Raw genomic sequence first — 18,237 nt, 5'->3', positions numbered from 1 at the left:
GAGCGTCCGGCCTCCGCGGAGGCCGGACGCTCCTGACTGCGAAGGGGTCAGTTCCGCGCTCCCCGTCCGCCCAGTGCGCGGGTCACGTCGCCCGACTTCTTGAGGGTGGCGCGCAGCTCCTTGGGCAGGGAGAAGAGCAGGTCTTCCTCTGCCGTAACCACTTCTTCCACGGCACCGTAGCCGTAGTCCGCCAGGAGTCGGAGCACATCCTTGACCAGCACTTCCGGAACGGACGCGCCCGAGGTGACGCCCACCGTGGCGACGCCTTCGAACCAGGCCTCGTCCACTTCGTTGGCGAAATCGACGCGGTAGGACGCCTTGGCACCGTATTCCAGTGCAACCTCAACGAGGCGGACGGAGTTGGAGGAGTTGGCGGAGCCCACCACAATGACCAGATCAGCCTGCGGGGAGATCTTCTTGATGGCCACCTGCCTGTTGGTGGTGGCGTAGCAGATGTCGTCGCTGGGCGGATCCTGCAGAGTCGGGAAGCGTTCCTTGAGGAGCCGGACGGTTTCCATCGTTTCGTCCACGCTCAGGGTGGTCTGTGACAGCCAGATGACCTTTTCCGGATCCCGCACGGTAACTTTGTCCACTTCGTGCGGTCCGTTGATGATCTGGATGTGGTCGGGGGCCTCGCCGGCGGTTCCTTCCACTTCCTCGTGACCGTCGTGGCCGATGAGGAGGATGTCAAAGTCGTCCTTGGCGAAACGGACCGCCTCGCGGTGGACCTTGGTCACGAGCGGGCAGGTGGCGTCAATGGTGCGAAGGCCGCGGTCCTCGGCGGACTGTACGACGGCCGGCGAAACTCCGTGGGCAGAAAAAATTACCAGGGCGCCTTCGGGGACCTCATCGGTCTCGTCGACGAAGATGGCGCCCTTCTCCTCAAGCGAGCTCACAACGTGGACGTTGTGGACGATCTGCTTCCGCACATAAACGGGCGGACCATAGTGTTCCAGTGCCTTCTCCACGGCGATGACTGCCCGGTCAACACCGGCGCAGTAGCCGCGGGGAGCCGCGAGCAGCACTTTTTTGGGACCTGAGACCGGGGCCGCAGCCAGCACGTCCTCAGGCGAACGGCGCCTGCGTGGAATTGACGGCATGGGGATGGAGACTGCTGAGGTGGTCATTGTTCAATGCTACCGGGAATGCTGGTCGCGTCCGGCTCCGGCAGCGGCACCGGCAACGACGCGGAAAAGGACACCGGCCACAATGAGGACGGCACCGGCGATGAGAGCCGCCAGGATCCACTGTCCGAACCGCTCGGAGGATGCGGCCACGAATTCGCTCTTGAAGATGTCCGCCACCTCATTCCCGCTGGCCGTCCCGCCTACCGCCAGGCCGGCCGCATCAGATCCGAGCTTCCACGCCGCGGCGAGCACCAATGCCCCTGCACCGGTACCTACCAGCACAATCCAGCGCCGGCGGGCGGCGATGAGGGCCAGCAGGAGGGCGATGGCCGAGCCGGCAGCCAACGCGTACCCCAGGGGGGCATAGGCCGCAACCTGGTCAACGAGTTGCCGGTGGCTCGGCTGTCCGATGTCGATGGGCGTCTGGCCGGGCGCTTCAATCGGGATGTTGGTGGCCTCCGAAATCTGCTTGGTCAGCAGTCCAACCAGGGGCGCCACATCCAGGGTGAGGGACGTGGACGGGTCAGCTGCCGCCGTTCCGTCCCCGGCGGCCGGGAAGTTAAGCCGGTGACTCCTCCGCAGCGTTTCTTCCCAGGCCGCAGGGTAGCCGGGCAGCGTCGTCAGGGATTTGGCGGCGGAGTCCAGGATCGGCTGCACCAGTTGGGCGAATGGTTCAGGAATCTGTCCGGTCGGGTCGATGCTCCCGACAGCCGCTGAGGCCAGCCGCTGCTGGAAGACGGTGTCCTTGCCCAGCGGGGCGGCGACGGAGACAAAGCCATCCTCCTGCACAATGTTCCGGTCCACCCAGATGGCAGGAACGGAGACGGCGGCCAGCAGCAGTCCAAGGATGACGGCGGCAGCGGAGACAAAAGTGCGCAAGGGATTCCTCGGTTGTGGTTGGGCGGTACTGCCATCCTAGGGGCGCCGGCCGGGAAGCAAAAATGTCGGCGGACAGTGGTAGAGCTATGGATAGAGTTGATTCGGTTTGATGCCATTCCGTTTTGATGCACCGCCATCTGCAAAGGATTCCCATGCCCAAGGCTCCCTCCCCGTCACGGCCCGCCCATGCCTGACAACTTGCCCGCGGCCACCACGGTTCCTGCCACGGCTGCCGAAACGAGTCCGGACAATCCCTGGCCGCTGCAGCTGTTGTCCCAGAAGCTCAAGGCCCATATCGACCGGACGCCCTCGGCATGGGTCGAGGGCCAGGTCATTGAGCTGAACCGCCGTGGCGGCAGTGCCTTCATGACGCTCCGGGATGTCGACGCCGAAATCTCCCTGCCCGCTTCCATCTGGTCGACCGTGCTGGATCGCCAGGAGGTTCCCCTGGAACGCGGATCCAGGGTGGTGGCGCTTCTGAAGGCCGAGTTCTGGCTCAAGACCGGACGCCTCAACATGTCCGTGAAGGACATCCGGCCGGTGGGGCTCGGCGACTTGCTGGCGCGGATCGAGCGGCTCCGCCACGCGCTCTCCCTGGAAGGACTTTTCGCGGATTCCCGGAAGAAGCGCCTGCCCATCCTCCCCCACCGGATCGGGCTGATCACCGGACGCGATTCCGACGCCAAGAAGGATGTGCTGCGCAACGCCGCACTCCGTTGGCCCGCCGTCGAATTCGCGGTCCGCGAAGTTGCCGTCCAGGGAAACACTGCCGTTTCGCAGATCATGGCCGCGCTGCGGGAACTCGATGCTGACCCGCACGTCGACGTCATTGTCATCGCCCGTGGCGGCGGCGCACTCGAGGACCTCCTCCCCTTCAGTAACGAGGACCTGATCAGGGCTGTGTCCAATGCGTCCACGCCGGTGGTCAGCGCGATCGGCCACGAGGCAGACCGCCCCATCCTCGACGACGTCGCCGATCTGCGGGCCTCGACGCCCACGGACGCCGCGAAGAGAATCGTTCCTGACGTTGTGGAAGAACTCGCCAGGGTCCGGCAGGCCCGGGACCAGCTCCGGCGCGGGGTTAACCGGCTCGTGGAACGGGAATCCGACCGGCTGGCTTCCCTGCATTCACGGCCGGTGCTGGCCGCACCGGAGACGATGGTCAGCGCACGCGCCGAGGATGTGGCGCGGCTCAGCAGCCGCTCCCGCGCGGCAATCAGCACGGCGGTACTGAGGGCAGCCGACCAGATCGTGCATCTCCGCAACCAGGTCCGCTCCCTCTCGCCGCAACAGACGCTGGACCGTGGCTACGCCGTGGTACAGGTTGCCGGCACAGACCAGCCTACGGACGCGACGCCGGCAGTAGTCCGGCATCCGTCACAGGCCCCGGAGGGCGCGGACCTTTTCGTACGGGTGGCCGGCGGCAGCTTTTCCGCCCGGTCCACGGGCGGCCACCAGATATCCGACGGCTGACCCGGTCGCCTACCGGCCCCGTTCATCCACTGACAACCAGCAGGGAGCACCACCATGGCAGCAGAACAGAAACCGAACGCCGACATCGAAGCGCTCAGCTACGAGGAAGCCCGCGAGCAGCTCGTGGCCGTCGTGGGCAAGCTGGAAGCCGGCGGCGCCAGCCTGGAGGACTCACTCGCACTGTGGGAGCGGGGCGAGGCCCTGGCCAAGCGCTGTGAGGAGTGGCTGGAAGGGGCCCGCAAGCGGCTGGCCGCCGCCCGGAACCAGGCCGGGCCCGAGTCGTAGGGGGCCCGTCAGGACCTTTCCACCAGGCTGCGTTCCAGAGCCACGTCGAACTCAGCCGCGGGCCACTTAAGGTTGAGGTCCTCCATCGCTTGGAGCAGCAGCTGCTGGACGGCAATGCGGGCGTACCACTTCTTGTTCGCCGGCACCACGTGCCACGGGGCAACCTCGGTGTGGGTCTTGTCGAATGCCGCCTGGTAGGCGGCCATGTAGTCGTCCCAGAAAGCGCGCTCCTTGAGGTCGCTGCTGCTGTATTTCCAGTGTTTTGAGGGATCATCCAGCCGTGCGAGCAGGCGGGCTTTCTGTTCGTCGCGGCTGATGTTCAGCATCACCTTGACGATTCGAGTGCCGGAGGCGGCCAGCCGGGCTTCAAACTCGTTGATCGCCGTATAGCGGCGCTCCAGTTCCTCCGGCGGGGCCCAGCCGTGGACGCGGTGGATGAGCACGTCCTCGTAGTGCGAGCGGTCGAAGACGCCCACCATGCCGGCTGCCGGGACTTCCTTCTCGATCCGCCAGAGGAAGTCGTAGGATTTTTCCTCGTCCGTGGGCGCCTTGAACGCTTTGAGCTGCACACCTTGAGGGTCCATGGCACCCACCACATGGGCCACGATGCCGCCCTTGCCCGCGGTGTCCATGGCCTGGAGGATCAGCAGGACACGCTTGGTCCCGCCGAATTTGGCTTCGGCGAACAGCTGCTCCTGGAGGGCCGCAAGTTTTCCGTCGAGTTCCTCGAGGAGTGCCCGGCCGTCGGATTTGCCACCCGGGTATCCCGGCGTGGAATCAGGGTCCACATCCGCCAGCCTGAACCCGTCACCGGCCGCCAGGGTCCCGGACGGGTGTTCGTCGAACGTTTCGATGTTTGCCATGAGAAGCCTTCCGCCGATGTGCCGCGAGTCCGGAGGGCCGCATCCTTGCGCCCGTCCGGCTGCAGCCGCCCGCTCTTCACGGGCAGCTGCTGCCATCAGGCTAGTTCCCCTGGTACCTGCTCAGGAAGTCCCCCATGCGCCCGACAGCCTCTTCGATGTCCTTCACGTTCGGAAGCGTGACCATCCGGAAGTGGTCCGGCCGTACCCAGTTGAAGGCACGTCCGTGGGAAACGAGGATCTTCTGCTCTCGGAGCAGGTCCAGGACGAACTTTTCGTCGTCGCGGATGTGGAAGACCTCCGGATCCAGTTTCGGGAACAGGTACAGCGCGCCCCTGGCCTGCTGGGTGCTGACGCCGGGGATGGCGTTGAGCATGTCATAAGCTTTGTTCCGCTGTTCCAGCAGCCGTCCGCCGGGCAGGATCAGATCGTTGATGCTCTGGTATCCGCCCAGTGCAGTCTGGATGGCATGCTGGGCAGGCACGTTGGCACACAACCGCATGTTGGCGAGCAGACTGATGCCTTCAAGGTAGTCGGCGGCATCCTTCTTGGGCCCGGAAATCGCCATCCAGCCGGCCCGGTACCCGCAGACACGGTATGCCTTGGACAGGCCGCTGAAGGTCAGGCACAGAACGTCGTCGCCGGTAAGGCCTGCCAGGTTTACGTGAACGGCGTCCTCGTACAGGATCTTCTCGTAGATCTCATCCGCGAAAAGCACCAGCCCGTGCTTTTCAGCCAGGGCCACGATCTTCTTGAGGGTTTCCTCGGGGTACACCGCGCCGGTGGGGTTGTTCGGGTTGATCACCACGATTCCCTTGGTCCGGGGGGTGATCTTGGATTCGAGGTCCTCCAGGTCCGGCTGCCAGCCGGACTCCTCGTCGCAGAGGTAGTGCACCGGCCGTCCGCTGGCCAGGGCCACGGAGGCGGTCCACAGCGGGTAGTCCGGTGTGGGGATCAGAACCTCGTCGCCGTCGTCGAGGAGGGCCATGAGCGACATGGTGATGAGCTCGCTGACACCGTTGCCGAGGTAGATGTCGTCCACGTGGATGTTCTGGATGCCGCGGGTCTGGTAGTACTGCGACACTGCGGTCCGGGCGGAAAATATGCCGCGGGAGTCGCTGTAGCCCTGGGCGTGCGGCAGGTGGCGGATCATGTCCACCAGGATGGCGTCCGGCGCTTCAAACCCAAACGGGGCCGGGTTTCCGATGTTCAGTTTAAGGATGCGGTGACCCTCTGCCTCCATCTGCTGGGCGGCCTGAAGAATCGGTCCACGGATGTCGTAGAGGACATTATGAAGCTTGGTGGACTGCTTGAATTCTGCCATCCATCAAATATGCCATAGGGAGGATGTACTTCAGCTGAGACTTGACTCACACAAGGAACAACGACGGCGGCTGCCGGACCTTGTGAGGTCCGGCAGCCGCCGTCGGGCCGGGCTGTTCAGCCTGCGTTACTTCACTGCTGTTACCCGGCCGGTGTTACTTGACCAGGCCCTTGTCCTTGAGCCAGGCCGCTGCTGCGTCCTTCGGGTTCTGCTTCTGGGTGCCGCTGACCGCACGGTTGAGGTTGATCAGGTCTTCCGTGGTGAGGATCTTGGACACCGAGTTGAGCGCTTCCTTGGCCTTGTCCGTCATCTTGGCCTTGTTGTACAGCGGCAGTACCTGCTGGGCGATGAAGTTATTCTTCGGGTCGTCCAGGACCACCAGGTCATTGTCGGCAATGGCCGGCGTGGTGGTGTAGATGTCCGCGACCTGGACCTGGTCCTCCAGGAGTGCCTTGACGGTGATGGGGCCGCCGCCGTCGCTGAACGGTTCCAGCTTCTTGGGTTCGCAGCTGTAGTTCTTCTTCAGCCCGGGCAGGCCGTAGGCGCGCTCGGCAAAGGTGGCCGGAGCTCCCACGACCAGTTCGCTGCAGACCTTGGCGAGGTCCTCTATGGACTTGAGCTGGTACTTTTCCGCCGTCGCCTTGGTCACCACCATGGCGTCCTTGTCCTCAGCCTTGGACGGCTCCAGGACCGCAAGTCCCTCCGGCAGCTTGCCCGGAAGCGCCTTGAAGATGTCTTCCGCCGAGACCTCGGTGGCGCCCTTGTTCACATGCAGCAGGAGGTTGCCGCTGTAATCGGGAATGATGTCCACGGAGCCGTCCTGGACCGCTTTGAAGTACACCTCCCGCGAGCCGATGTTGGGCTTGGTGCTTGCGGTGACGCCGGCTGCGTTCAACGCGCCGGCATACACCTCCGCGATGATCTGGCTCTCCGGGAAGTCCGCGGATCCGATCACCAGTGCGGAACCAGAGCCCGAACCGCCCGTCGCGGGCGCGCTTCCCAGCGGATCGGATCCGCCGCCGCATGCGGACAGCGCCAGGGCAAGTCCGACGCCGGCGGCCAGGCCGCCGAACGCGCGGCGGCCCAGAATACTAGGGTGGGTTTCCTTCATGATCTACCTCCTTGAACAACAGGCTCCGCGGACACGGGGTCTGTGAGATCAGCCGGTGCCTGCTGGCTCCGGCGTGGCGTGTCAGAGGATCCCCGGGACAGGAAGAGCCTCTGGAAAACAGCGAGCAGCAGATCGACGGCAATGGCCAGTGCTGCTATCAGCAGCGAGCCGCCGAGCATCTGCGGAAAATCGGAGAGCACCAGGCCGTCGAAGAGGTACCGGCCCAGGCCGCCGAGGTTGATGTACGCCACCACTGAAACGGTGGCGATGACCTGGAGCACGCCGGTCCTGAAGCCGCCGAACATCACGGCCAGGGCATTGGGAAATTCGGCGCGGAACAGCACCTGCAGTTCGGTCATGCCCATGGCGCGGGCCGCATCCACGACGTTCCGGTCCACGCTGGCAATCCCGGCATACGTGCCTGCGAGCAGCGGAGGCACGGTCAGAATCACGAGGGCCCAGATGGGAGGCATCAGTCCGATGCCGGCAAGGAGGACGAAGAGTGTCAGCAGGCCGAGCGTGGGCAGTGCCCGGAGAGCCCCGGCCAGCGCGACAACCGCCACCCGGCCGCGGCCGGTATGGCCGACATAGAGGCCGATGGGGACGGCTATCGCCGTGGCGATGAGCATCACGAGACCCGTGTACTGGAGGTGCTCGGCCAGCCGGACGGGAATGCCGGTGCTTCCGGACCAGTGCAGGGGATCGCCCAGCCACGCAAAAGTGTCGGTGAAGACGTTGCTCATGCGGAGGCACCCCCGGTCCGGACATCCGACAGCCGCTCGGCCGCCGACGGGAGGCCTGCTTTGTCCGTTTTGGCCACGGCCCTGGTCCACGGCGTCAGGAGTCGCTCCAGGAGCACCAGAAAGGCATCCATCACCAGTGCCAGCACCAGGATGGCAATGATCCCGACCAGCACCTCGGTAATAAAGCCCCGTTGGAGGCCGGACGTGAACAGCATCCCGAGGTTTCCAATGCCCAGGAGGGCGGCCACGCTTACCAGCGAGATGTTGCTGACGGACACAACCCTCAGGCCGGCGAAAAGCACCGGAAGGGACAACGGCAGGTCAATTTGCAGGAAACGCGCGGCGGGCTTGAACCCCATCGCAACGGCCGCCTGGCGGAGGTCTTCATCCACGGAGTCGAAGGCGTCGAGTGCGGCCCGCACCAGCAGTGCCACCGCGTAGATGGTCAGGGCGACGATCACGTTCAGCGGGTCCAGGACCCTGGTCCCCAGGATTGAGGGCAGGATGATGAACAAGGCAAGGGACGGGACCGTGTAGAGCAGGGACGTCGCCGTCACCACCACGGAACGCAGGGTCCGGTTTTGCCGGGCAAACTGTGCCAGCGGGATGGAGAGCAGCAAACCGAACACCATGGGCAGGATGGCCAGCACCAGGTGCTGACCTGCCAGTTCGAACACCCTCCCGCTGTTGGCCAGGAACCATTCCATCAGAGGGCACCCTGCCGGACCAGCCGTGCCGATTCGATGACAGCAAGCACTTCGTCCGCGCGGAGGACACCGGCAAGCCTGCCGTCCGCGTCGACGGCGACGCCCAAGCCCGACGGCGACGACAGCGCCGCGTCAAGAGCCCGCCGGAGCGTCTCCCCTTTCCGGAACAGCGAGCCGCCGGGGATGAGCACGGAACCGGACCCGGGACTCGTCCAGCCCATCGGCCGGGAATCCGCATCAACCACGAGCGCCCAATCACTGCCTTCGAGTGCGGCCGTTCCGGACTCCAGGGCGCTGTGACTGACCATTGGAACCTCATGGAGGATAACGGCGTCGGACGGGCTGAACGCCAGGTGGCGGAACCCCCGGTCCTTACCCACGAAGGAGGCCACGAAGTCGTTGGCAGGGGCGCGGAGGATCTCCTCCGGCGTCGCGTACTGCGCCAGTTTGCCGCCGGTGGCGAAAACAGCGACCTTGTCTCCAAGCACGGTGGCTTCGTCAATGTCGTGCGTGACGAAAACGATGGTCTTGGCCAGGTCCCGCTGCAGCCGGAGGAGCTCCTGCTGGAGTTCGTCGCGCACCACGGGATCCACGGCGCTGAACGGTTCGTCCATCAACAGCACGGGCGGGTCTGCCGCGAGGGCCCGGGCCACGCCGACCCGCTGCTGCTGGCCGCCGGACAGCTGCGACGGGTACCGCTTTCCCAGCACCGAAGCCAGCCCGACGACGTCGAGCAGTTCCTCGGCGCGCTTGCGCGACTCAGATTTGGAGACCCCGTTGAGCCGCGGGACCGTGGCGATGTTGTCCAGCACTGAGCGGTGCGGCATCAGGCCGGAGGACTGCATCACATACCCCATGGACCGCCTCAGCTGCGCGGCAGGCACTGACGTGACATCCTTCCCGTCCACCGTGATGGTGCCCGACGTGGGCTCCACCATGCGGTTGATCATCCGCAGGGAAGTGGTCTTCCCGCAGCCCGACGGACCCACAAAAACCGTGATGGAGCCCTTGTCGATGGACATGGTGAGGTTGTCCACGGCCGGCTGCCCGCTCTGGTACTGCTTGGTGACGCTCTGGAATTCGATCATGGCTTCAGCCATTTCCGGGCTTACCTAACTGTTGGCGGCAACATCGGACGGTCAGGCCAAAGATCATAAGGTTACTGATATTCGGCAGTAAAGCAGTTAATAGACAGCGTAACCAGCGGCCCCGGCAAAGTCAGCGGTGCCGCGGCTACCGTAAGCATTCGGTAACCTACGCCGTTTGGATGGGCGGCGACGGCACCGGACTGTGATTCCGCGCTCAATCCCCGCCGCCGCCCCTCCCCCGCCGGTCAACCGCCGTGCGTCAACGGCGCTTCCGTTTCCCCTTTCCGTCCCCGCCGGTGCGTTCGCGGGCCATTTCCTGTCCGTACCGCTCGGCTGCCCGCTGGCTCTTGCCCGCCACCACCACCTTCTGGTGCCACTCCCGCTGGTAGGCCCGCCGGGCTGCCGCGTCGTGCCGGCGGTTGAGTGCCGCCAACTCGCGCTGGAGCTTGAGGTAGCTTTCCCACCGGCGCATCTCGAGGGCTCCGTCGGCGAGCGCGGCCTGGACAGCGCAGCCCGGTTCCCGGTCATGGGCGCAGTCGGCGAAGCGGCAGCGGCCGAACAGCCCTTCAAGGTCGCCGAACATCTCGTCCATTCCGTCGTCCGCGTCAAAGAGCCCAAAGCCGCGCACGCCCGGGGTGTCCATGAGCACCGCTCCTCCCGGCAGCGGGACGAGCTCGCGCGCCGTGGTGGTGTGCCTGCCTTTGCCGTCGCCGGACCGTACCGGCCCGACGTCCTGGACATGGTGCCCGGCAAGGGCATTGATCAGCGTGGACTTTCCGGCGCCCGAGGGTCCCAGCAGGACGAGCGTTCCGCCCGCCGGCACATGTCCGAGCACTTCGTCGAGGCCGTCGCCCTGTTCCGCCGAGGTGGTGACCACGGCAACGCCTGCTGCCTGCAGGATTACTTTTCCGACGACGTCGTCCGCGATGTCGGCAAGATCCGCTTTGGTGATGATCACCAGCGGAGTGGCCCCCGAATCCCACGCGGCCACGAGCGTCCGCTCCAAGCGGTTGTGGGTAAGGGGCCGGTCCACGGGGACCACCACTCCCACGACGTCCACGTTGGCACCGAGGACCTGGGCTTCCGAAGACGCCTCGAAGGCGCGTTTGCGGCTGAGCGCCGACTCGCGGGGCAGCACACCGATGACGGCGGGCTCCCCTGCTGCGTTGGCACCGAGCCATACCCAGTCACCGGTGGCCGGCACCTCGCCGCGGGCCGGGTAGGGCAGATGCCACAGCTCCGCCGCGGCGGCGATGAGCACCCTGTTCCGGTCCACGCGGACCACCCGCCCCGGTTCCTCCCCGCCGGGCATGGGATGGGCGTCAAAAAGTGCTGCCGTCCGGGCTGTGAAACCGTAATCCACGGGACCGGCCAGCGGTGGAGCTGAGTTGGTGGTTGTTGAATTTGCTGTTGTTTTCACTGGAAACCTCTGCTGAGGCCCCGTAGGCACGGACACGGGTGCGTGATTCAGGCGCTGCTTGATTAAGGCAGTGCTTGATTCAGGCAGTGCGAATCAGGACGTGCGTTTGGCCGGGGCAGGAATAATGACTTTGCTGGCGCGCCGGGCGCGCAGGAATATTGCAGTCATCGTCTCCACCTCCCCGCTTCTGCCATGCCAACTGTCGAACCAGTTCGACGTCGGTCCGTCCGCTTCGCCGGACGCTCTTGCCGGCGGCGTTTCAAGGGTAAGCCGTCCGGCCACGGATTGGCTAGGGGTTCCGGCTCCGAAGTCCGGCCCTGCCCGTATTCCGCCCTTGAGCCTAGAGTTGATCCTGTGACGAACCTCGAAGTAAGCCCCAAGGAAGAACTGTGCCCGGCAGGACAGCCCGGAGGCTCCGCCGGAACCGGGCCGTGCCTGCAGTTGTGGCCGGCCCGGGAAGTCCCGCTCGGCGGGGTCCGGGCAATGAATGTCCTCCGCACCCTTCCGCAGCGTGGCCTCCCCACGGTGGGCGCGTGGTGCTTCCTGGACAGTTTCGGTCCGGACCGGGTGGCCATGTCCGTGCTGCCGCACCCGCACACCGGCCTGCAGACCGTGACCTGGCCGCTCGCAGGCAACATCCGGCACCGTGACAGCGTGGGCAGCGACGTCATCGTGCGTCCGGGCGAGCTCAACATCATGACCGCGGGCCACGGGGTCTCCCACTCCGAGTTCGCTGTGCTGCCGGACCGGGCGTCCCGCACCGGGGCGAACGACCTAGGGACGGACGACTCTGGGACGGCCGACACTGGGACGGCCGACGCCGGCACGGAAGTGCCGCTGCAGCGGGGCCTTCAGTTGTGGGTGGCCCTTCCGGACGGCGAGCGCCACCGTGCCCCGGCCTTCGAGCAGCACCGCGACCTCCCGGAAGTGACCGGAGATGGTTTCAGAGCAACCGTGATGGTGGGAACCTTCGCCGGAGTGGAGGCGCCGGCCACGATGTATTCCCCGATCGTCGGTGCGGACATCTCCTGCGCCGGATCCGTCGTCCTGCCGCTGGACCCGGAGTTCGAGCACGCGGTGCTGGTGCTCGACGGCGGCATCACCCTCGACGGGCAGGATGTGCCGCCGGGTCCGCTGGGCTACCTCGGCACCGGCCGCGGCTTCCTGGAAATCGCGGCGGCCCCCGGCACGCGCTTCATCCTGCTGGGCGGGGAACCGTTCCAGGAGGAGCTGCTGATGTGGTGGAACTTCGTGGGCAGGACCCACGATGAAGTGGCCCAGGCGCGCCAGGACTGGGAGGACCAGGCGGATCTCCCGGACCAGGAGTCCGGGGGTTCCCGGTTCGGGCTGGTCCGGGGACACGGCCCTGCTGCGGGAGCCGAAGCCGGGCGCATTCCTGCTCCCCCGTTACCGGGCGTCCGGCTCCGGCCGCGCACGCGTTCCTGACAGGCATCCTGACAGGAACGGGTTCGCGCAGGGCCCGAGGTCCGAGGGAGGTCCGTGGTCCGAGGGAGGTCCGAAAGGCTACCCCTGTTCGGCCACCAGTTGCAGGACTCCGAACACGGGGTCCTTCTCCAGGACCCGGACATCGGTCACGCCTTCAGCAGCAAGGCTGCGCCTGAAGGACTCCTGCAGCCTTGCCACGTTCATCCCGAGCCCGCTGCCCAGGATCACCGGTCCCTTGATGCCCAGTTTCCGCAGGGCCTGCGCGGCCAGGCCGGCAAGGTCCCTGCCTGCCTGTTCAACAAGCGCCTGGCTGGGCGCGTGCCCGGCGTCCGCAGCCTCGACCACGAGGCGGGCCCGCTGTGCCCAGTAGCGGCGGCCCGTGTCCGGCGAATGGAAAAGGGCAATCAGTTTGTTGGGGTCATCGATGGTGCAGGACTGCAGGAGTGCCGTAGTGAGTTCGTCGGGTTCCAGGCCCTGGTTCATGCGGCGGAGGCTGTGCCGGACCGCTTCCCGGCCCAGCCAGTAGCCGCTGCCTTCGTCCCCGAGCAGGTAGCCCCAGCCGCCGGCCCTGGCTTCCTCGCCGCTGGCGTTCCTGCCCCAGGCGGCGGAACCGGTGCCGGCAATGACGGCGACGCCGGTGCTCGCCCCTCCGGCGGCCAGCAACAGCCGGGAGTCGTGGACCACCGTGATCTTCGCGCCGGGAACATGGGGGGCGATCAGGGCCGCCAGCGCGGCCGCGTCCTCATCCGTGTCGATTCCGCCGGCACCGGCGTAGACCTGGGCAATCACCCCGCCGCCGATCTTGGCGAACAGCTCTGCCAGGTGACGTGCCGCTTCATCGCGGCTGACATTCTGCACGTTTGAGCTGCCCACGGATTCATCGGCCACGGCTTGTCCGTTTTCGAAACGGACGCCGCGCGTCTTGGTTCCGCCAATGTCCAGGCCGATCACGGCGCCTGGCCCTGGTTGGCCGGGCGCTGCCTGAACGGGGGCCGCGTGGAGCCCGCCGGTGGAAGGAACAGAATCCGTTGCTGGCAAGTTGTCAGAATTAGTCACGTGAACAGACTACTGAGTCGCTACAGGGAGCAGGTCATGACGAGCGCCATTTTCGGTACACGAATCATTGCGGCGCCAATGGCCGGGGGCACCTCCACGCCCCGGTTCGTGGAGTCCGTGCATCTGGCGGGCGGTCTGGGCTTCCTCGCCGCGGGCTACAAGACCGCGGCGGCCATGGAATCCGACATGCGCGAGGTCCGGTCTGCCGGGGCGGGTTTCGGCATGAACCTCTTCGTTCCCGACCGGTCCCAGCTCGATCCGCCCGCCGACGTCCGCCGGCAGCTTGAGGACTACCGGCGGAGCGTCGAGCCGGACGCCCGGCGCTACGGAGTCACGCTCCCCGGGCTGCGGCTCGACGACGATGATGCATGGCAGGACAAGATCGACGCCTTGCTGGCGGATCCGGTGGAGTTTGTCAGCTTCACGTTCGGCCTCCCGGAGCCGGCTGAGGTCCAGGCGCTCAAGCGTGCAGGGTCCACCCTGATTGCCACCGTCACCAGCGTGGCCGAAGCGCTGCTTGCCGTGGAGCGGGGAGCGGACATCCTGGCGGTCCAGCACGGAAGCGCGGGTGGCCACAGCGGGGCCTTCCTGGCCCGGGCAGGAACGACGGACTCCCCCGGCCCCGCGACCACGGCTGAGCTGCTCACCGCGGTGCGCAACGCCGTCGGCGTTCCCTTGGTGGCCGCCGGAGGGATCATGGATTCAGCAGGCCTCGACGCGGTGCTTGCCGCAGGCGCAACCGCGGCCCAACTGGGCACGGCCTTTCTCCGCAGCGACGAAAGCGGCGCGCGGCAGCTCCACAAGGACGCCCTCGCAAGCCGCGATTTCAGCGAGACACAAATGACCCGTGCGTTCACCGGCAGGCAGGCACGGGCCCTGGTCAACGCCTTCGTCCGGGACCACGGTGACGCACCGGAGGGGTACCCTGCCATTCACCATCTCACCGCTCCGATCCGCGCGGCGGCGGCAGCTGCAGGCGATCCGGAACGGCTGAACCTTTGGGCGGGAACCGGATGGCGGCAGGCGGCAGCCCGGCCCGTCCCCGAGATTATGGCCGGCCTGCTCGCGGGATCCTCGCGTTCCTGATCGTCCCGACGCCGGACGCCGACATGCTTCCCTGCCGCAGTCAGCTGGGCGTCCCGCGCATCCTGCATCCCGCGCCGGTCAGCCCTCCGAACGCGCCCGGATGAGTCCTGCCAGCAGCTCCGGGCCCTCGGTCAGGACCAGTTCCCGGAACAGCCTGACCTGGTCCGGCTCGGCTTCCTGGCCGCCTCGCCGTTCGCGCCACGCCAACCCGATTTCCCGGAACGCCAGTCCGGACTCCAGTGGAACCTCCACCCAGCCGAGGTTGCCGGTGTGCGGGCTCACCGTCCGGCCCGGGGCCAGCCCGCCGGGCGGCAGGATGCTGACGCCCAGCCCCGCGGACACGAGCCCGCGGACGGTATGCGAGTCCTGGCTTTCAAAGGCAATGCGCGGGCGGAACCCGGCTTCGCGGAACAAGGCGTCCGTCAGCGAGCGCATGCCGTAGCCGTGCCCCATCGCCACAAACGGGTCCTGCCTGATGTCCGCGAGCCGGGCGCTTTTCCGGCCGGCCAGGGGGTGTTCATGGTGCACCACCAGCCGCAGCGGCTCCCGGTACAGCGCGGCTGAGCCGATGCCCCGGCCCGCCGTGGCGACGGGCGCTGTCAAGGCAAGATCAGCGGTCCCGGCCGAGAGTTCGGCCAGGCAGCCGTCACGTGCCCCCTGGCTGAAGTCGAAGGCGGTCTGCGGGTGGCGTTGGTGGAAGGCATTGATCAGCAACGGCAGCGTAGCCTCGCCAAAGGTGTGCTGGAACGCGACCGCGATCCGGCCGCGCACCACCTCGGATTCGTGCCGCACCAGGTCCAGCCCGGTCCGGAACTCGTTGAGTGCTGCGTCGATATAGGGCAGCAGCGCCTTGGCCGCAGGGGTCAGCCGGACTCCCCTGCCGTCGCGGATCAGCAGTTCAGTGCCCACCACTGCGCTGGCGCGGGAGAGCGCCCGGCTCACGGTGGACTGCGGTATCCCGAGCAGTTCCGCTGTTTCTGTGACGTGCTGCGTCCGCCCCAGTTCGGACAGGACCGGGAGCAGCGGCAGCAGTTGCGCCAGCTGTTTGTGCTCAATGTCCATCCGGGCCTCCCGGTAACTGATCCGATTTCAGCATCTATTCTATGTAAATCATGCATTGGAAGCATGTCAGCGGCCGATTTAGGCTGGAGTTATGCACATGCTGCCAACGCAGGACACGTCACAATCCGGGCTGTGGGCGGGCCACCCGAAAGGCTCGGCAGCCTACCGACGGCTGCTGGCTGCCCTGGCGTTCGCCGGGGTGGCAACGTTCGCGCAGCTGTACTCCACCCAGGCCGTGCTGCCGATCATGGCGACGGACCTGCGGATCACGGCGGCTGAAGCGGCGCTCACCATCTCACTGGCCACGGTGGGGCTCGCCATCACGGTCATCCCGTGGTCATTCCTGGCAGATCGGATCGGCCGTGTACGGGCCATGACCCTGGGCATCTCGGCCGCGACCGTCCTTGGACTGCTGGCGCCCCTGGCCGCCACCTTCCCCATCCTCCTGGGCCTCAGATTGCTCGAGGGCATGGCACTTGGCGGGATACCGGCCATCGCGATTGCGTACCTGAACGAGGAGGTCCACAAGGCGCACGCCGCCCTCGCCGCCGGAACCTACGTTGCAGGAACCACGCTGGGCGGGCTGGCGGGACGGCTTGTTGCAGGTCCCGTGGGAGAACTGTGGGGATGGCGGGCGGCCGCATTTGCCGTCTCCGGCCTTGCCGCGGCCGCCGCCGTCCTGTTCCTGATCCTGGTCCCCAAGGCCCGCGGCTTCACCCCCGCACGCGCCAGCGGATTCCGCGGGGCGGCGAGGACGCTGGGGGGCCATCTGCGCAATCCCCGCCTGCTGGCCCTGTACGTGCAGGCGTTCCTGCTCATGGGAGGCTTCGTAGCGGTGTACAACTACCTCGGGTTCCGGTTGTCCGGCGACCCGTTCGGGCTGCCGGCCACCGTGATCAGCCTGATTTTTGTGGCCTACCTTTCCGGGACGGTGACCTCGCGGCTGGCCGGCGGGCTCACGCTGAGGTTCGGCCGCCGGACCATCCTGCTGGCCGGCATCCTGCTGATGGCCGCGGGCCTGGCGCTGACACTGACGCAGGTGCTGGTGCTGATCCTCGCCGGCCTGCTGGTGTTTACCGGCGGGTTCTTTGCGGCCCACAGCATCGGGGCAGGCTGGACCGGGGGGATCGCCACGACGGGCCGTGCACAGGCGTCCTCCTTGTACAACCTTGCCTACTACCTGGGCTCCAGTGCCATCGGGTGGGCCGGCGGCCTGGTTTTCCAGTCGTTCGGCTGGACGGCGCTGGCCCTGACCGTCATCGGGCTGGCATGCACGACGGCGGTGATCACCGCCGTCGTGCATCCCGGGTCCGGCGCCGGGCAGGCGAACCCCGGACAGCTGGGTCCCGGACAGCTGGGTCCCGGGGAAGCGAAGCAGGCCTGCTAGCGCGTTCCCTCGATGGCCTGCACCAGGTCTTCGACGATATCGGCGCCGTCCTCCAACCCCACGGACAACCGGAGCAGGCTGGCATGGGGCTTCGCCTCGGCGGCGACGGGCCGGTGCGTCAGGCCGGCGGGATGCTGGATGAGGGTGTCTATGCCGCCCAGGGACACGGCGTGGGTGATCATCCGGACCGCCGCCGGGATCCGCTCTGCGTGTTCGGGACTGCCCAGTTCAAAAGCCAGCAGCGAACCCGGGCCCGACATCTGCGTCCCCACCAGGCCCATCGGGTCGCACTCCGGGAGCCCCGGGTAATAGACCGCCTTCACCAGTCCGTGTCCGGCCAGGGCCGCGGCAACCTTGTGGGCGGTTGCCTGCTGCGCCCGCACGCGCACCGGAAGCGTGGCCAGGCCGCGGTGCAGCAGGTAGGCCGGCCAGGGAGTCAGGATGCCACCGGTCACGGCACGGACCTGGCGCAGCCTGGTGGTCCACTCCGGCGAAGCCGCCACCACCCCGCCCATGGCATCCCCGTGTCCGCCCAGGAACTTGGTGGCACTGTGAAGCACCAGGGCGGCGCCGTGAGCCAGGGGCTGCTGGAGGACGGGGCTCGCGAAAGTGTTGTCCACCAGCACCGGGACGCCGTCAGCGTCACGGACAAGCTGCGCGATGTCCACGAGCTCGAGGCTGGGGTTGGCGGGTGTCTCCACCATCACCAGTCCCGTATCCGGACGCAGTGCGGCCCGCACCCCGTCCGCCGTCGTGAACGTCACTTCGGTGCCGAGGAGGCCCGAGGCGAGGACGTGGTCGCTTCCGCCGTACAGCGGCCGGACCGCCACCACGTGCTTGTTCCCGGCAGCCACCGTTGCGAGCAGCACGGCCGACAGGGCCGCCATGCCGGTGGCGAAGGCCACTGCTTCCGGGGCGCCCTCAAGGAGGGCCACGCCCTGCTCGAAGCGGGCAACGGTGGGGTTCCACAGGCGCTGGTAGACCGTGCTCTGGCCTTCCTGGTGCATGCCGCCGGTGGCCATGTGTTCGTACGCCTGCCCTCCGTCGTGGACTGAAGGAAGCGGTGCTGTGGTGGACAGGTCGATCGGCACGGCGTGCACGCCTTGTTCGGTCAGGCCGCTCCGGCCTGCATGGACAGCCAGTGAATCGGGTGAAAACACGGGACTCCTTTTGAATTATTCGC

17 protein-coding genes are annotated in these 18,237 nt (G+C 66.8%); 5 read left to right on the top strand and 12 right to left on the bottom strand.

Features of this window, described 5'->3' with window-relative positions; genetic code table 11:
• Nucleotides 1–47 precede the first annotated feature (47 nt).
• A complete protein-coding gene (locus PV761_RS05455; RefSeq protein ID WP_028269462.1) occupies nt 48–1,127 on the bottom strand; it encodes a 4-hydroxy-3-methylbut-2-enyl diphosphate reductase in 1,080 nt (359 codons plus the stop codon).
• A 9-nt stretch (nt 1,128–1,136) separates the two neighbouring features.
• The gene (locus tag PV761_RS05450; RefSeq protein ID WP_347894980.1) at nt 1,137–2,006 is read right to left on the bottom strand and encodes a hypothetical protein; all 870 of its coding nucleotides are present in this window, start codon (nt 2,004–2,006) and stop codon (nt 1,137–1,139) included.
• Nucleotides 2,007–2,192: 186 nt separating this feature from the next.
• Between PV761_RS05450 and xseA the strand changes: the two genes are divergently transcribed.
• Together xseA and PV761_RS05440 are read left to right on the top strand one after the other, a co-directional pair.
• Nucleotides 2,193–3,479: an exodeoxyribonuclease VII large subunit gene (gene xseA / locus PV761_RS05445; protein WP_347894978.1), complete on the top strand. Its 1,287-nt coding sequence runs from the start codon at nt 2,193–2,195 to the stop codon at nt 3,477–3,479.
• 54 nt (nt 3,480–3,533) lie between these two features.
• Nucleotides 3,534–3,764: an exodeoxyribonuclease VII small subunit gene (locus PV761_RS05440; protein ID WP_028269465.1), complete on the top strand. Its 231-nt coding sequence runs from the start codon at nt 3,534–3,536 to the stop codon at nt 3,762–3,764.
• 8 nt (nt 3,765–3,772) lie between these two features.
• On the opposite strand, the gene PV761_RS05435 is transcribed toward PV761_RS05440, so the two are convergent.
• From PV761_RS05435 to rsgA, 7 genes are all read right to left on the bottom strand, one after another.
• Entirely contained in the window at nt 3,773–4,627 is an 855-nt protein-coding gene (locus PV761_RS05435; RefSeq protein ID WP_347894976.1) for a polyphosphate kinase 2 family protein, read from the bottom strand.
• Between the two features lie 100 nt (nt 4,628–4,727).
• Entirely contained in the window at nt 4,728–5,948 is a 1,221-nt protein-coding gene (locus tag PV761_RS05430; RefSeq protein ID WP_028269467.1) for a pyridoxal phosphate-dependent aminotransferase, read from the bottom strand.
• 154 nt (nt 5,949–6,102) lie between these two features.
• Nucleotides 6,103–7,059: an ABC transporter substrate-binding protein gene (locus tag PV761_RS05425; RefSeq protein ID WP_347894973.1), complete on the bottom strand. Its 957-nt coding sequence runs from the start codon at nt 7,057–7,059 to the stop codon at nt 6,103–6,105.
• A complete protein-coding gene (locus PV761_RS05420) occupies nt 7,056–7,802 on the bottom strand; it encodes an ABC transporter permease (RefSeq protein ID WP_028269469.1) in 747 nt (248 codons plus the stop codon). The genes PV761_RS05425 and PV761_RS05420 overlap by 4 nt, the downstream gene beginning before the upstream one ends.
• Nucleotides 7,799–8,509 (bottom strand): ABC transporter permease, encoded by a 711-nt coding sequence (locus PV761_RS05415; protein WP_028269470.1) that lies wholly within the window; start codon nt 8,507–8,509, stop codon nt 7,799–7,801. Before PV761_RS05415 ends, PV761_RS05420 begins: the two co-directional genes overlap by 4 nt.
• Nucleotides 8,509–9,609 carry an ATP-binding cassette domain-containing protein gene (locus PV761_RS05410; protein WP_347894970.1) on the bottom strand — a complete coding sequence of 367 codons (1,101 nt, stop codon included), beginning with the start codon at nt 9,607–9,609 and terminating at the stop codon, nt 8,509–8,511. The genes PV761_RS05415 and PV761_RS05410 overlap by 1 nt, the downstream gene beginning before the upstream one ends.
• Before the next feature lie 247 nt (nt 9,610–9,856).
• Complete coding sequence (gene rsgA, locus PV761_RS05405) at nt 9,857–11,017, bottom strand: ribosome small subunit-dependent GTPase A (protein ID WP_347894968.1); 1,161 nt, start codon at nt 11,015–11,017, stop codon at nt 9,857–9,859.
• Nucleotides 11,018–11,371: 354 nt separating this feature from the next.
• Between rsgA and PV761_RS05400 the strand changes: the two genes are divergently transcribed.
• Nucleotides 11,372–12,463 carry a pirin family protein gene (locus PV761_RS05400; protein WP_347894966.1) on the top strand — a complete coding sequence of 364 codons (1,092 nt, stop codon included), beginning with the start codon at nt 11,372–11,374 and terminating at the stop codon, nt 12,461–12,463.
• Between the two features lie 78 nt (nt 12,464–12,541).
• On the opposite strand, the gene PV761_RS05395 is transcribed toward PV761_RS05400, so the two are convergent.
• Entirely contained in the window at nt 12,542–13,414 is an 873-nt protein-coding gene (locus PV761_RS05395; protein ID WP_051628699.1) for a BadF/BadG/BcrA/BcrD ATPase family protein, read from the bottom strand.
• Between the two features lie 141 nt (nt 13,415–13,555).
• On the opposite strand from PV761_RS05395, the gene PV761_RS05390 reads away from it, so the two are divergent.
• The gene (locus tag PV761_RS05390; protein ID WP_347894964.1) at nt 13,556–14,605 is read left to right on the top strand and encodes a nitronate monooxygenase; all 1,050 of its coding nucleotides are present in this window, start codon (nt 13,556–13,558) and stop codon (nt 14,603–14,605) included.
• Nucleotides 14,606–14,683: 78 nt separating this feature from the next.
• On the opposite strand, the gene PV761_RS05385 is transcribed toward PV761_RS05390, so the two are convergent.
• Nucleotides 14,684–15,667, bottom strand: coding sequence for a LysR family transcriptional regulator (locus PV761_RS05385; protein WP_347894963.1), 984 nt, complete (start codon nt 15,665–15,667; stop codon nt 14,684–14,686).
• Between the two features lie 97 nt (nt 15,668–15,764).
• Here PV761_RS05385 and PV761_RS05380 point away from each other — a divergent pair, with 97 nt between their 5' ends.
• A complete protein-coding gene (locus PV761_RS05380; protein WP_347894992.1) occupies nt 15,765–17,054 on the top strand; it encodes an MFS transporter in 1,290 nt (429 codons plus the stop codon).
• On the opposite strand, the gene PV761_RS05375 is transcribed toward PV761_RS05380, so the two are convergent.
• Nucleotides 17,051–18,214, bottom strand: coding sequence for a PLP-dependent aspartate aminotransferase family protein (locus PV761_RS05375; protein WP_347894962.1), 1,164 nt, complete (start codon nt 18,212–18,214; stop codon nt 17,051–17,053). The two genes, PV761_RS05380 and PV761_RS05375, sit on opposite strands and share 4 nt — an antisense overlap.
• Between the last annotated feature and the right edge of the window lie 23 nt (nt 18,215–18,237).

Origin of the sequence: Arthrobacter sp. CC3 (genome assembly GCF_039907775.1) — a bacterium.
In the GTDB taxonomy this organism is placed as follows: domain Bacteria; phylum Actinomycetota; class Actinomycetes; order Actinomycetales; family Micrococcaceae; genus Arthrobacter.
The sequence above is the reverse complement of the archived record's forward strand: the minus strand, read 5'-3'. Positions and strand labels throughout refer to the sequence as shown.